15 protein-coding genes and 1 tRNA gene are annotated in these 12,199 nt (G+C 58.4%); 1 reads left to right on the forward strand and 15 read right to left on the reverse strand.

The genetic code is table 11. The annotated features are described in order from the left end of the window. Nucleotides 1-62: 62 nt before the first annotated feature. Nucleotides 63-1,349 carry an OmpP1/FadL family transporter gene (locus CI807_RS30745; RefSeq protein WP_095017435.1) on the reverse strand — a complete coding sequence of 429 codons (1,287 nt, stop codon included), beginning with the start codon at nucleotides 1,347-1,349 and terminating at the stop codon, nucleotides 63-65. A gap of 211 nt (nucleotides 1,350-1,560) precedes the next feature. After that, nucleotides 1,561-1,791, reverse strand: a complete 231-nt coding sequence (locus tag CI807_RS30750; protein WP_033902227.1) for a hexameric tyrosine-coordinated heme protein — start codon at nucleotides 1,789-1,791, stop codon at nucleotides 1,561-1,563. Between the two features lie 163 nt (nucleotides 1,792-1,954). Between CI807_RS30750 and CI807_RS30755 the strand changes: the two genes are divergently transcribed. Continuing rightward, nucleotides 1,955-2,563, forward strand: a complete 609-nt coding sequence (locus CI807_RS30755; protein WP_095017436.1) for a metalloregulator ArsR/SmtB family transcription factor — start codon at nucleotides 1,955-1,957, stop codon at nucleotides 2,561-2,563. Between the two features lie 135 nt (nucleotides 2,564-2,698). On the opposite strand, the gene CI807_RS30760 is transcribed toward CI807_RS30755, so the two are convergent. The 13 genes from CI807_RS30760 to ruvC all read right to left on the reverse strand — a co-directional run bounded on the left by CI807_RS30760 (nucleotide 2,699) and on the right by ruvC (nucleotide 12,139). Beyond that, nucleotides 2,699-2,774 (reverse strand) — tRNA-Lys (locus CI807_RS30760). A 63-nt stretch (nucleotides 2,775-2,837) separates the two neighbouring features. Then, nucleotides 2,838-3,512, reverse strand: coding sequence for a 7-cyano-7-deazaguanine synthase QueC (gene queC / locus CI807_RS30765; RefSeq protein WP_028617741.1), 675 nt, complete (start codon nucleotides 3,510-3,512; stop codon nucleotides 2,838-2,840). A 16-nt stretch (nucleotides 3,513-3,528) separates the two neighbouring features. Beyond that, nucleotides 3,529-4,176 (reverse strand): 7-carboxy-7-deazaguanine synthase QueE, encoded by a 648-nt coding sequence (gene queE, locus CI807_RS30770; protein WP_010208116.1) that lies wholly within the window; start codon nucleotides 4,174-4,176, stop codon nucleotides 3,529-3,531. 164 nt (nucleotides 4,177-4,340) lie between these two features. Continuing rightward, nucleotides 4,341-5,174, reverse strand: coding sequence for a tol-pal system protein YbgF (gene ybgF, locus CI807_RS30775; RefSeq protein WP_016975447.1), 834 nt, complete (start codon nucleotides 5,172-5,174; stop codon nucleotides 4,341-4,343). 6 nt (nucleotides 5,175-5,180) lie between these two features. After that, nucleotides 5,181-5,681 carry a peptidoglycan-associated lipoprotein Pal gene (gene pal / locus CI807_RS30780; protein ID WP_003209827.1) on the reverse strand — a complete coding sequence of 167 codons (501 nt, stop codon included), beginning with the start codon at nucleotides 5,679-5,681 and terminating at the stop codon, nucleotides 5,181-5,183. Nucleotides 5,682-5,736: 55 nt separating this feature from the next. Beyond that, entirely contained in the window at nucleotides 5,737-7,017 is a 1,281-nt protein-coding gene (tolB, locus tag CI807_RS30785; RefSeq protein WP_032864323.1) for a Tol-Pal system beta propeller repeat protein TolB, read from the reverse strand. 17 nt (nucleotides 7,018-7,034) lie between these two features. Continuing rightward, nucleotides 7,035-8,108 carry a cell envelope integrity protein TolA gene (tolA, locus tag CI807_RS30790; RefSeq protein WP_016975448.1) on the reverse strand — a complete coding sequence of 358 codons (1,074 nt, stop codon included), beginning with the start codon at nucleotides 8,106-8,108 and terminating at the stop codon, nucleotides 7,035-7,037. Then, on the reverse strand, nucleotides 8,108-8,560 hold the full coding sequence (tolR, locus tag CI807_RS30795) for a protein TolR (RefSeq protein WP_161979898.1): 453 nt from the start codon (nucleotides 8,558-8,560) through the stop codon (nucleotides 8,108-8,110). Before tolR ends, tolA begins: the two co-directional genes overlap by 1 nt. Nucleotides 8,561-8,583: 23 nt before the next feature. Further along, the gene (tolQ, locus tag CI807_RS30800) at nucleotides 8,584-9,279 is read right to left on the reverse strand and encodes a protein TolQ (protein WP_010208111.1); all 696 of its coding nucleotides are present in this window, start codon (nucleotides 9,277-9,279) and stop codon (nucleotides 8,584-8,586) included. A 1-nt stretch (nucleotide 9,280) separates the two neighbouring features. After that, the gene (ybgC, locus tag CI807_RS30805; RefSeq protein WP_015885610.1) at nucleotides 9,281-9,736 is read right to left on the reverse strand and encodes a tol-pal system-associated acyl-CoA thioesterase; all 456 of its coding nucleotides are present in this window, start codon (nucleotides 9,734-9,736) and stop codon (nucleotides 9,281-9,283) included. Between the two features lie 140 nt (nucleotides 9,737-9,876). Further along, complete coding sequence (gene ruvB, locus CI807_RS30810) at nucleotides 9,877-10,935, reverse strand: Holliday junction branch migration DNA helicase RuvB (protein WP_003193867.1); 1,059 nt, start codon at nucleotides 10,933-10,935, stop codon at nucleotides 9,877-9,879. Further along, the gene (gene ruvA / locus CI807_RS30815) at nucleotides 10,936-11,547 is read right to left on the reverse strand and encodes a Holliday junction branch migration protein RuvA (protein ID WP_003175802.1); all 612 of its coding nucleotides are present in this window, start codon (nucleotides 11,545-11,547) and stop codon (nucleotides 10,936-10,938) included. Nucleotides 11,548-11,614: 67 nt separating this feature from the next. Beyond that, nucleotides 11,615-12,139, reverse strand: a complete 525-nt coding sequence (gene ruvC / locus CI807_RS30820; RefSeq protein WP_016975450.1) for a crossover junction endodeoxyribonuclease RuvC — start codon at nucleotides 12,137-12,139, stop codon at nucleotides 11,615-11,617. Nucleotides 12,140-12,199 lie beyond the last annotated feature (60 nt).

The raw sequence follows: 12,199 nt of genomic DNA on the forward strand, positions 1-12,199 counted from the left end.
TGACAGCACATAGGTAGCAAAGAGCCATGCCAAAAACCTGGCTCCTTGCGGTATTGAGAACATTAGAACCGGTAAGTCACCGACCCACCGAACCCATTGGCGCTGTTTTCATACTTGGCATCGTAGGTCAGGCCCACCTGGGAAAGGTTCTGATGGACCTTGATCGGCTCTTCCTTGAGGTAGGAATACGCCACATCGAAGGTCAGGTTGTCGACTGGCGTCCATCCGGCGCCCAGGCTGAAAACAGTGCGGTCACCCGTAGGAATCCGCACGGAACGGTCGGTGTTGTTGGTGGGCGTCTGGTCCACCGAGAACCCGGTCCGCAGCACCAGTTGTTTGTTGACCCGATACGCCGCGCCGATGGCGTGGGACCAGGTGTCATGCCAGTGCTGTTGCTCGGTGATCGAGTCCAGGCCGCCGAACTGCGCGGTGAGGTCGGATACACCATCGTTGTTAATCGTGATCTTCTTCAGTTGGCTCCAACGGGTGTAGGTGCTGCCGAGGTAGAGGGTCCAGTCGTCATTGAGTTGATGGGTGACAGAGAAGTCGACCGAAGACGGTGTGGTGACGTTCAAGCTGGCGTCATAGCGCTGTGGCCCACCGTCAAAGGCATCGGAAATCAAACCGGAGGCGTGGGTCTTGCCGGTGAGGTGGTACACCACCTGCGAGTGGTAGGTCACGCCGATACGCGTACTTTCGAGGGGTTGCACCAGGATACCGGCGTTGAACCCGGTGGCGTTGTCGTCGCCTTTGACCTTCACGCTTTCGCCCGCGCCGCCACCCAGCGGCACATTGGAATCCAGCTCGCCACTGATGCGGTTGAAGGTCGGGCCGAAGCCCACCGACACTTTATCGTTGAAGGCATAGCTGACCGTCGGCTGCACGGTGATGACCGAAACCTTGCTCTTGCTGCCGAAGCCATTGCCCTGGAAGCTGTGCTCATAGTCGGTCACCAGGCCGAACGGTGCATAGATACCCAAACCGAACGCCCAGTGCTCATCGATGGGCGTGACCAGATAGCCCATCGGCACGGCAATACCGGGCACCATGTCGCCTTTGTTGGTGCCTGGGTTGTCGGCACCGAACTGCGAGGAACTGGCGTTTTTGATATCGGTTTTGGCATCGAGGTAAGTCGCACCGAGGCTGACTTCATTCTGCTTCAGGCGAGACATACCGGCGGGGTTGCCGAACACGGTACTGGCGTCTTCGGCCGATGAGGAACGACCGGCATAGCCCGTGCCCATTGAACTGATACTTTGTTCATTGAGCGCGAAACCACCGGCGAACAGCTGGGTTGAGGCAAGGGAAACGGCGAGCGCCAAGGCGCCTTTAAGAGTTTTGTTATTCATTATTAGGACTCGAATTGTGGGGCAGCGACGAGGAAGCTACCAACGTTCGAGCGAGGGGTTTATGAAGAGTTTTTCATGCGAAGGATTGTCGGACAATTCTATGTATATCAAAGACTTTTGTTATTTTACTGTCTCTTTTTTTGACCTTTAAACCCTGTTATGACCGGTCAGTTTCGGTAAGCCAGCAGAGACCGCTGGCTGCCGGGTCGCGCTACACGTTCCAGTATTTATTGGCCGCCGCAATCGTCGCAAATTCCGTCGCGACCACGTGCCCAATGCTGATCAGCATCGCCGCGTCATTGGCATACACATCGCGCAAACGACCGCGTACCGCTTCATCGGGTTGCGTAGCCTTGATCACCAGCCGCGCCATTTTGATAGCCAACTCGCGCCCCTCTTCGGGGGTTGCGGTGACCAGTGAATTGTTGGGTATCAGACTCATCAGGCATTTCCTTTTTATAGATCGCACAGTGCGATGGCACGGAGGATTCTAATCACTGCGAGACCATATTGACAATATTTGTTGTCATTATTGTTTTTTGCTCCGTAAACCGGATTTGATAACGCTATACTCGCTACCCCATCGCCAGCGAACCTGACCGCCCGTGAGTACCAAGAGCGACATCCTGCACCTTCTCCAGCGCGAGCCACTGACCGTGGTGCAGCTCTGCGAACATCTGGCCGTGACCCGCAATGCGGTGATCGTGCAGCTCAAGCAGTTGGAGTCGGAGGGGTTGGTGCGCCGCAGCAAGATCCGTCCGCCCAACACTGTGGGCAAGCCTCCCGTGATCTTCGAAGCAGCACCGGGCAGCGAGGATGTCACCTCAACGGCTTATCAAATTCTGCTCACGCAATTGCTGGCCACCCTGAAGGACCGCTACAACGTCGACGAGCTGGGTGATGTGCTGGAGCAGACTGGCCGCCAATTGGCTCAACGTGCAGGCCTGGCCAAGCCTGAGGGTTTTGACAGCGGCCTGCGCGCGGCCATGGCCGCCGCCGACGCATTGGGCGCGAGTACCGAGGCGGTGCCCCAAGAAGGCGGTGTGATGGTGCGCAACTTCACTTGCCCGGTGGGTAGCGTGGTACGTGAGGAGCAATGCGTGTGCAGGGCGATGGCGGCGTTCTTTTCCGAAGCCACCGGGAGGCCGGCGAGCGAACAGTGCTTGCGGGAAGATCGTCTGATTTGTCAGTACTTTATTGAGCACAGCGCCTGACAGGATTTCCTGAGAAGCAAAAAAGGCCCCGGACTCTTCACGAGCCGGGGCCTTTAATAACGTTTCGAACAAGCAAAAAAAAACCCGGAAATCCTCACTTGCGTGGGCCTTCCGGATTTTCTAAACCGCCAAAAATGGTGGGTCGTGTGGGATTCGAACCTACGACCAATTGGTTAAAAGCCAACTGCTCTACCAACTGAGCTAACGACCCGCTGTGTGGTGGCGCGTATAATACTGATTTCTAAGGATTATTCAACACCTTATTTGAAATAAATCAGAAATAACGCGTTGGGTCAGTAATTCCGGCCGCTTGGAAGCCTTCTGCACGCAGTCGGCAGCTGTCGCATTTCCCACAAGCACGGCCGTCATCGTCTGCCTGATAGCAGGAAACAGTCAGCGAATAATCCACGCCAAGTCCTACACCAGCCTTCACGATATCGGCCTTGCTCAGGTTTTGCAGCGGCGCCAGGATACGGAAGCCCTGCCCTTCTACACCGGCCTTGGTCGCCAGGTTGGCCATGCGCTCGAACGACTCGACGAACTCTGGGCGGCAGTCCGGGTAACCGGAGTAATCCACTGCGTTGACGCCGATGAAGATGTCCCGGGCGTTAAGTACCTCTGCCCAACCAAGGGCCAGGGACAGGAACACAGTATTGCGTGCTGGCACGTAGGTCACCGGGATGCCTTCGCTGGGCGCTTCCGGTACGTCGATGCTGCTGTCGGTCAGCGCGGAGCCACCGATGCCGTTGAGGTTCAGGCCGATCACCTTGTGCTCGACCACACCCATCTCACGGGCGACACGCGCCGCGGCGTTCAGCTCGGCGCGGTGACGCTGGCCGTAGTCGAAGCTCATGGTGTAGCAGCTGTAGCCTTGCGCCTGGGCCATGGCCACCACGGTGGCGGAGTCGAGGCCGCCGGACAGCAGGATTACCGCGCGTTTTTGATCCATTGTGTGTTCAGTCATATCAGCGTCCTGGCTCGTCGTTCCAAAGGTATTTATGCAACTGCAATTGCAGGCGCACCGGTAGGTTGTCTGCAACCACCCAATCAGCGAGGTCGCGTGCGTTCAGGTCATGGTGGCTAGGCGAGAACAGCACTTCGCCTGCGCGGCGGTCCAGCCCGTATTGAATCAGCTTGGAGTTCGCCCAGTCGTAGTCGTCGCGGGAACAGATGACGAACTTGACCTGGTCATTGGCCGTCAGCAGCTCGATGTTCTCGTAGCGGTTGCGGTGCGCTTCCTTGGAGTCGGGGGTCTTGAGGTCGACCACGCGGCTGACACGGGGGTCGACCGCTGAGATGTCCAGGGCGCCACTGGTCTCCAGGGAAACCTCGTAGCCGGCATCACACAGCTGCTTGAGCAATGGGATGGCATTGGGCTGGGCCAACGGTTCACCGCCGGTCACACAGACGTAGCGCGGCTTGTAGCCGGCGACCTGCTCCAGGATGTCATCGAGGGTGCGCACCGTGCCGCCACTGAAGGCATAGGCGCTGTCGCAGTATTGGCAACGCAAGGGGCAACCGGTCAGGCGCACAAACACTGTGGGCAGGCCAGCCGTTCGCGTTTCACCCTGCAACGAGTAAAAGACTTCGGTAATACGTAATGTGTCTTGCATAGTCGCCACGGGCGTAACAGCTAAACAGGCTGTCCGCCTCCGTCAGGCACTTAAAGGAACCCCGCCAACGCGCAGGCCCCAAAAAGCGTGTTTCATAAAAGGGCGTGGATTCTAACGAAAAAACCCGCGCCAGGCGCGGGTTTCTTCTAAACGGACTGTATCGCTTACAAGCGCTGCAGATCCCGTTGAGCCAACTGGGCAGCGGAAGTCCCCGGATATTGGGCCACAACCTGCTGCAGAATGCCTTTTACCTTGTCGGTGTGACCCAGGCGGCGCTCTACGTCAGCGAGTTTGTACAGCGAGTCCGGCACCTTGGCGTGCTTGGGGTACAGCTGGCTGACCTTGGCAAATGCCTGGCCCGCGCCCTGTAGATCACCCTTGGCCAGGTTGACTTCACCCAACCAGTATTGGGCGTTGCCCGCGTACTGGCTGTTCGGGTATTTGCGCAGGAAAGCAGTAAATGCCTGGCTGGCCTTATCGAAATCCTTGGCTTTGATCAGGTCGAAGGCTGCATCGTAGTACAGCTTTTCCTTCGCCGGATCACCCGGTTCGCTGCTCGCAGCAGGGGCTTGGCTGGCAGCCGCCCCTGCTGCTGCACCACCGGCAGCAGCGCTTGGCGCGCCACCGGCAGAAGAATTATCAGGAGTTGCGGCAGGTTGCACGCCGGCTCCAATGCGTCGATCAAGATCCTGGTAACGCTCCAGGCCTTCTTGCTTCAGCTGGTTCACTTGGTTCTGCAGTACTTCAATGGTGCCTTGTTGCTGCGCCAGTTGATCCTGCATACGTTGCAGCTGGTTGAACAGTTCGCCCTGTGCCGAGGGAGCGGACGTAGCCGCTCCCCCCGCATAGGCGCCGTTCGTGCCATAACCCGCTGGCGGATAACTGCTCCCGCTATTGTTATAGCCAGAGTTGCTATCTTCCACAGGAACCGCAGCCCACACCGCAAGCGGTGCGAGGCTGAGAGCCAATACAGTTAGAGCACGACGGCACGTTCGCATGACGAATTACTTACGCAGTTCGACGCGACGGTTTTGAGCCCAGGACTGCTCGTCGTGGCCAGTAGCAACTGGACGCTCTTTACCGTAGGAAACCAGTTCCAGTTGGCCTGGAGCAACACCTTGCAGTACCAGGTAGCGCTGAACGGCTTTCGCACGACGCTCGCCCAGTGCCATGTTGTACTCACGAGTACCACGTTCGTCAGTGTTACCTTCCAGAACAACGCGAGCGCCGTTAGCTTTCAGGTCCTTCGCGTGAACGTCCAGAGCGCGCATGGCTTCTGGCTTCAGGTCCGAACTGTCGTATTCGAAGTAGAAAGTGGTGATAGCGCGCAGAGCAGCTTCTTCGCTCAGGGAGCCGTCAACCGCACCAGTGTTAGCGCCGTAACCAGCGTTTGGATCAACAGCTGCGCCTTCACCGGCATTGTCGCCGCCTTTAGACGAGCAACCAACGGCTACGGACAGAGCCAGAGCCAGAGCAGCAAACTTACCAAACTTCAGCATTTCCATCGTGAAACTCCTAATGAACCCCAGTGTGTTAAGCAAATCTTTTTGTAGCGCCGCGTCAGTTCAGGTAAGGGGACCAGGATGGTTCTCTGACTTCGCCTTGTGCGGTAGGAAGTGGGAGCCTTACGCGTCCATTAATGGACACGAGCATCAAGACTCCCCGGCCCTGCTGGCGGGTGGCGTAGATTACCATGGTGCCGTTGGGCGCAACAGTGGCTGACTCATCAAGGTTGGTATCTGTAAGGATTTTTACGGTTCCGCGCTGCAAATCCTGGGCCGCAACCCGGAAATTAGTGAAACCATCCTGACGGTGAATCATCACCAACGTCTTTTCATCGGCCGAAAGCTTAGGGTTGGCGTTGTAGTTACCGATAAAAGTAACGCGCTCTGCACCACCACCATTCACGTTCGCCTTGTAGACCTGTGGCTTGCCGCCGCGGTCAGAGGTGAAGTAGATGGTCGAACCATCCTTGCCCCAGAACGGTTCGGTATTGATACCCGGGCCGCTGGTTACACGGGAGATCTGGCGCGAAGCCATGTTCATCACGTAGATGTCCGGGTTGCCATCCTTGGACAGCACGAACGCCAGGCGCGAACCATCCGGCGACCAGGCCGGTGCACCGTTGAGGCCTTCGAAGTTGGTGATCTGCTCACGACGGCCAGTATCAATGTGCTGGACGAAGATACGCGGACGCTTCTGCTCAAAAGACACGTAGGCAATACGCTTGCCGTCCGGCGCAAAGCGCGGCGACAGGATGGGCTCACGTGATTGCAGCAATGTCACAGCCCGTGCACCGTCGTAGTCCGAGCGCTGCAAAGTGTAACGAGTGTTGTCTACGGAGAAACGTTCAGCCGTTACGTACAGCAGACGCGTCGAGAAAGCACCCTTGATACCGGTGAGCTTTTCAAAGGACTGGTCCGAGATGTAGTGGGCCATGTCACGGATCTGCTCGGCCGTGCCCGACACGCTACCGGTCAGAACCTGCTGCTCGGTCGCCACGTTGAACAAGGTGTAGGTGATTTGCAGACGACCACCGGCTGGCGTGATATTGCCGACCATCAGGTACTGCGCACCAACCGCTTTCCAGTCGCGGAACACGACTTCGCTGGCCTGGTTTGGCTGGCTGATCATGTTGCCTTTTGGAATCGGTGCGTAGTAGCCGGAGTTGCGCAGGTCGTCACTGACGATCTGGGCCATGTCGTCCGGCAGCACGCTGCCGCCCTGCCAGCCGAACGGTACTACCGCGATCGGGGTGGCCCGATCGCTACCGCTGGTGACCAGGATGTTCTTTTCATCCGCCGCCGCTATCCCTGCCATACAGCAAATAACGACAAGCATTCCTCGAAGAAGGTTTCTCACAAGGCTAGATCCTCAGGTGTGAATGTCATCTTGAATGAACGATAGGGAGCGAAGTCGCTTGGTTTCATTCCCTGCATCTCGGTCAACCGGCCAATATTCTTGACCGCGGCAACCGCCGAACTGTCGAACGAACCGTCACCACTGGACTTGGACACGCTGACCGAAGTCACCGTACCGTCCGGCAACATGCCGATCTGCAGCACTACTGTCATGCCTTTACGTGCCGAAGGTGGACGTGTCCAGCCCTCTGCTGCCCGCGCCCGAATCAGGTCGTCGAAACTGCCCGCGACTTCATCACCACGTTCATCGGCCAAGGCTTGCTGACGCTGCGGCGTGTCGGAGAGCAAGTCTGCCAAGGCCTGGGCCTTTTTCTCTTCGGCGGATTTGCGCGCTGCTTCCTGGGCCTTTTTCTTCTGGGCGTCGGCGGCAGCTTTCTTCTTCGCGTCGTCGGCGACTTTTTTCTTCGCCTCGTCTGCTTCAGCTTTTTTCTTGGCGTCTTCGGCGGCTTTCTTCTTCGCGTCTTCGACTATTTTCTTCTTGGCGTCTTCAGCGGCCTTTTTCTTGGCCTCTTCTTCAGCAGCCTTCTTGGCTTCTTCTTCAGACTTCTTCTTGGCTATATCAGCCAATTGTTTCTCTTCGGCCTTTTTGGCTTCGGCAGCTTTCTCGGCTTTCTTGGCTTCATCAGCCTTTTTCGCCTCGTCCGCTTTCTTGGCTTCGTCAGCCTTTTTCGATTCCTCGGCCTTTTGAGCCGCCTCTTCTTTCTTTTGTTCCGCAGCAGCCTTCACCGCTTCCTGCTCGACCTTCTTCTGTTCCATCTGTTCGACTTCAGTCTGGCGCGCAGCCGACTTCTGGGCCTCACCCGCAATCTTCTGATTGGTCTGGGTGGTGGCCTGACTTTTCGATTTCAGCTGATACAGGGTCGCCTGCACGATCGGCTTGGCTGGCGGCAGGTCCGGGGTCATGGCAAAGCTGACAAACAGCATGCCAAACACCAGGACGTGCAGGGCAATTGCCCAGACGCTAGGCCAGAAGTAGCTTTCCGAGGCGGACGGCTCTCGCTGTTGCTGCATCAGGGCGCCTCGGTAATCAAGCCAACGTTACCCACGCCGGCCTTCTGCAGCCCGCCCATGGCGCCCATGACGGAGCCGTAGTCGACCGATTTATCACCGCGAATGAAGACCTGGGTGTGCTTGCCGCCTTCGTTACCGGAGCGAATGATCTTGGTCACCGCGTCGGTCATCGCCGGCAAGGTCAGGGCCTTGTCCTGCTGCTTCTGAGTGTCGACTTCGCTGCCAAGGTTCCAGTAATAGGTCTTGTCGGACTTGATCGAAATGGTCAGCACCTGGGTGTTGTTGTCCTGGGGCAAGGCTTCGCTGGAAACCTTGGGCAGGTCGACCTTCACGCCCTGGTTGAGCATCGGCGCGGTCACCATGAAGATAACCAGCAGCACCAGCATCACGTCGATGTAAGGCACTACGTTCATCTCGGCGACCGGCTTGCGCTTGGTTCGAGCTCGAGTGATTAAAGCCATCGTGAGATACCTGCTTATTCTTCGCTGGTGTGCACTTTACGGTGCAGGATCGCCTGGAATTCATCGGCGAAGGTGTAGTAACGGCCAATCAGGTTCTCGCCGCGGGCGGCAAAACGGTTGTAGGCGATTACTGCCGGGATAGCAGCGAACAAGCCGATCGCGGTGGCGATCAGGGCTTCGGCAATACCCGGGGCCACGGTGGCCAGGGTCGCTTGCTGGGCCTGGGCCAAACCACGGAAGGAGTTCATGATGCCCCACACAGTACCGAAGAGGCCGATGTACGGGCTTACAGAACCGACGGTGGCGAGGAACGGCAGGCTTTGCTCAAGCTTCTCTTCTTCGCGGGAAATGGCGACGCGCATGGCACGGGCCACGCCTTCCATCACAGCTTCCGGGTCAACACCGGGCTGCTGGCGCAGGCGGGAGAACTCCTTGAAGCCGGCGCGGAAGATCTGCTCGACGCCCGAATCCGGGTCCGGGTTGCTGCCCGCCTGACGGTAGAGCTTGGACAGGTCGATACCCGACCAGAAGCGCTCTTCAAAGCTCTCCAGGGCACGTCGACCGGCACGCAGCAGATTGCTGCGCTGAAAAATCATGACCCAAGAGGTAACCGATGCGGCTACCAGGGTCAGCATGACCAGTTGAACCACAACACTGGCATTGCTGACCAGGCTCCACATGGAGGAATGGTCGACGACGGTAGGTTCCACGCTAAATCTCCTGCTTTGATTGTTTACCCGCGCCGCTTACGTCGGCAAAGGCCGCACGTAGAGCTTCGGGAATGGCCCGGGGTTTCAAACTATTGGTGCGCACACAGGCCACCAGGAACTGCCCCTCACAGAGCAGCGTTGCATCCGTTGCCCGCCTGACCTGCTGCTTGAAACGCAGGCTGACACGGTTCAATTCGATTACTTCAGCGCTGACCAACAACTCGTCGTCCAGCCGCGCCGGCGCGTGATACCGCGCCTCGCTGGAATGCACGACGAATAACAGGTCCTCCCCTGCCAGCTGGGATTGGGCAAAGCCCAGCTCCCGTAGCCGCTCGGTTCGAGCCCGCTCCATGAACTTGAGATAGTTGACGTAATACACGATGCCGCCGGCATCGGTGTCCTCGTAATAAACGCGACAGCGATGTGCGAACGACTGATCCCCGTTTTGCGCGCGCATACTCTAGTGCTTACTCCTCAGGTTGCCAATCCGGCTGGGCAACTGTTTTTTCGTTGTCTGAAACATTTCTTGCTGACTGAATGACGACACCAGCCACTAGGACAGCACAAACCTCGGATAAATCGTCTGGCGTGAAGCTTTTAATCGTCCACTGCATCGAGGAATTCGTCTACTACAGGCATCTCGCCCAATCGTGACGGAATGTTTAACCCGAAGTGCAGATAGGCGTGGCGCGTGACTACTCGCCCCCTCGGCGTACGCATGATGTAACCCTGTTGGATGAGATACGGCTCCAGCACATCCTCAATGGTATGGCGCTCTTCACTGATGGCCGCGGCCAGGCTGTCGACCCCCACCGGGCCACCGTCGAACTTCTCGATCATGGTCAAGAGTAGACGTCGATCCTGGTGATCGAAGCCATGCTCATCCACATCCAGCAGGTTCAACGCCAAGTCGGCCACCGCCTTGGTGATGTGCCCCTTGGCCCGCACCTCGGCAAAGTCTCGCACGCGACGCAGCAAGCGGTTGGCAATCCGTGGCGTACCGCGGGCTCGACGGGCGATTTCAAACGCGCCTTCCGGGTCCAGCGGCAAACCGAGAATGCTCGCCGAACGGCTGACGATGGTCGCCAGGTCTGCCGTGCTATAGAACTCTAGACGTTGAACAATGCCGAAACGGTCTCGCAACGGGTTGGTGAGCATGCCCGCACGTGTTGTGGCACCGACCAACGTGAACGGTGGCAGGTCGAGCTTGATCGAGCGAGCGGCCGGGCCTTCACCGATCATGATGTCGAGCTGGAAGTCCTCCATCGCCGGGTACAGCACCTCCTCGACGATCGGCGAGAGCCGATGGATCTCGTCGATAAACAGCACGTCATGGGGCTCAAGGTTGGTCAGTAACGCCGCCAGATCCCCCGGACGCTCCAGCACCGGGCCGGAGGTGGACTTGATCGACACCCCCATTTCCTGGGCGATGATGTTGGCCAGGGTGGTCTTGCCCAGGCCGGGCGGACCGAAGATCAGCGTGTGGTCCAGGGACTCACTGCGCCCGCGCGCAGCCTGGATGAACAACTCCATCTGCTCGCGCACGGTAGGCTGGCCGATGTATTCGGCCAGGCTCAAGGGGCGGATGGCGCGGTCCTGGACCTCTTCACGGTCGCGCGGGCCAGTGGCTGCAATCAGACGATCAGCTTCAATCACTTAAATCATTCCCTTCAGGGCGCGGCGGATCATGTCTTCACTGCTCAGGTTCTTGTCCTTGATGGCCGACACGGCCTTGCTGGCTTCCTGCGGCTTGTAGCCCAGGGAAATCAGGGCGCTGACGGCATCGCTTTCGGCGCTGGCAACCTGGCCAGCCGGCATATCCGGCTGATTCGGCACCAGGGCGAACATGCTCGGCACCACTTCCCAGGCCTTGAAGCGGTCCTTGAGTTCCACCAGCAGCCGCTCGGCGGTCTTCTTGCCGACGCCCGGCACCTTGGTCAGCGCCGACGTGTCCTGGGCCGACACGGCACGCACCAGCTCATCCACTTCCAGGCTCGACATCAACGCCAGGGCCAGCTTGGGGCCTACGCCGTTAAGGCGGATCAGCTCACGGAAGAAGTCGCGGTCACGCTTGCCAATGAAACCATAGAGTAACTGTGCGTCCTCGCGCACCACCAAGTGGGTGTGCAGCGTAATCGGCTCACCGACCGACGGTAGGCGATACAGGGTGGTCATGGGCACTTCCAGCTCATACCCCAGCCCATTCACATCCAGAATCAGGTGCGGCGGCTGTTTCTCAGCCAGGGTGCCGCGCAAGCGTCCAATCACGGTTCAGATCCTTAAAGCTTGGGGTCAGATCAAGGCCTGACCGGAAATTACGATTGCGCTGATGCTATCAGAGACGCAGCCGCCCGCCACGACTGCGTGCCGTACCCAGCCCATGAGGCAGCAGGCTGGAACGGGTGTGCGCATGGCAGATGGCAATGGCCAGGGCGTCGGAGGCGTCGATCTGCGGTTTTGAGGTGAGCTTGAGCATGTGCATGACCATCATCTGCACCTGCTCTTTATTGGCCGCACCGGTGCCGACCACGGCCTGTTTGACTTGGGTCGCGGTGTATTCGGCGATTTCCATGCCCTCCTCCGCTCCAGCCACGATGGCGGCGCCACGGGCCTGGCCCAGCTTCAACGCCGAATCGGCATTTTTTGCCATGAACACCTTTTCGATGCCCATGGTGACCGGCCCGTAGGTCTGGATCACTTCACGCACGCCGCGATAGACGATCTGCAGGCGCTCGGCCAACTCGCCCGCGCCGGTGCGGATGCAGCCCGAGGCGACGTAGACACAGCCGCGCGGGGTCTGTTGCACCACGCCAAAGCCGGTGATGCGCGAACCGGGGTCGATACCTAGGATTAAAGTCATAACGCCTGCGGTTTTATTGAATTGAGGCATCAGAGACGACGCCTACTCGCTGTAGGAGCG

The sequence above is a fragment of the Pseudomonas sp. NS1(2017) genome (assembly GCF_002269425.1).
GTDB classification, from domain to species: domain Bacteria; phylum Pseudomonadota; class Gammaproteobacteria; order Pseudomonadales; family Pseudomonadaceae; genus Aquipseudomonas; species Aquipseudomonas reactans.

Excerpts from the sequence above, each read along its gene's own strand:
- CI807_RS30745 (WP_095017435.1), bottom strand. The coding sequence starts at position 1,349 with ATGAATAACAAAACTCTTAAAGGCGCCTTGGCGCTCGCCGTTTCCCTT.
- CI807_RS30750 (WP_033902227.1), bottom strand. The coding sequence starts at position 1,791 with ATGAGTCTGATACCCAACAATTCACTGGTCACCGCAACCCCCGAAGAG.
- queC (WP_028617741.1), bottom strand. The coding sequence starts at position 3,512 with ATGGATCAAAAACGCGCGGTAATCCTGCTGTCCGGCGGCCTCGACTCC.
- queE (WP_010208116.1), bottom strand. The coding sequence starts at position 4,176 with ATGCAAGACACATTACGTATTACCGAAGTCTTTTACTCGTTGCAGGGT.
- ybgF (WP_016975447.1), bottom strand. The coding sequence starts at position 5,174 with ATGCGAACGTGCCGTCGTGCTCTAACTGTATTGGCTCTCAGCCTCGCA.
- pal (WP_003209827.1), bottom strand. The coding sequence starts at position 5,681 with ATGGAAATGCTGAAGTTTGGTAAGTTTGCTGCTCTGGCTCTGGCTCTG.
- tolB (WP_032864323.1), bottom strand. The coding sequence starts at position 7,017 with ATGCTTGTCGTTATTTGCTGTATGGCAGGGATAGCGGCGGCGGATGAA.
- tolA (WP_016975448.1), bottom strand. The coding sequence starts at position 8,108 with ATGCAGCAACAGCGAGAGCCGTCCGCCTCGGAAAGCTACTTCTGGCCT.
- ybgC (WP_015885610.1), bottom strand. The coding sequence starts at position 9,736 with ATGCGCGCGCAAAACGGGGATCAGTCGTTCGCACATCGCTGTCGCGTT.
- ruvC (WP_016975450.1), bottom strand. The coding sequence starts at position 12,139 with ATGACTTTAATCCTAGGTATCGACCCCGGTTCGCGCATCACCGGCTTT.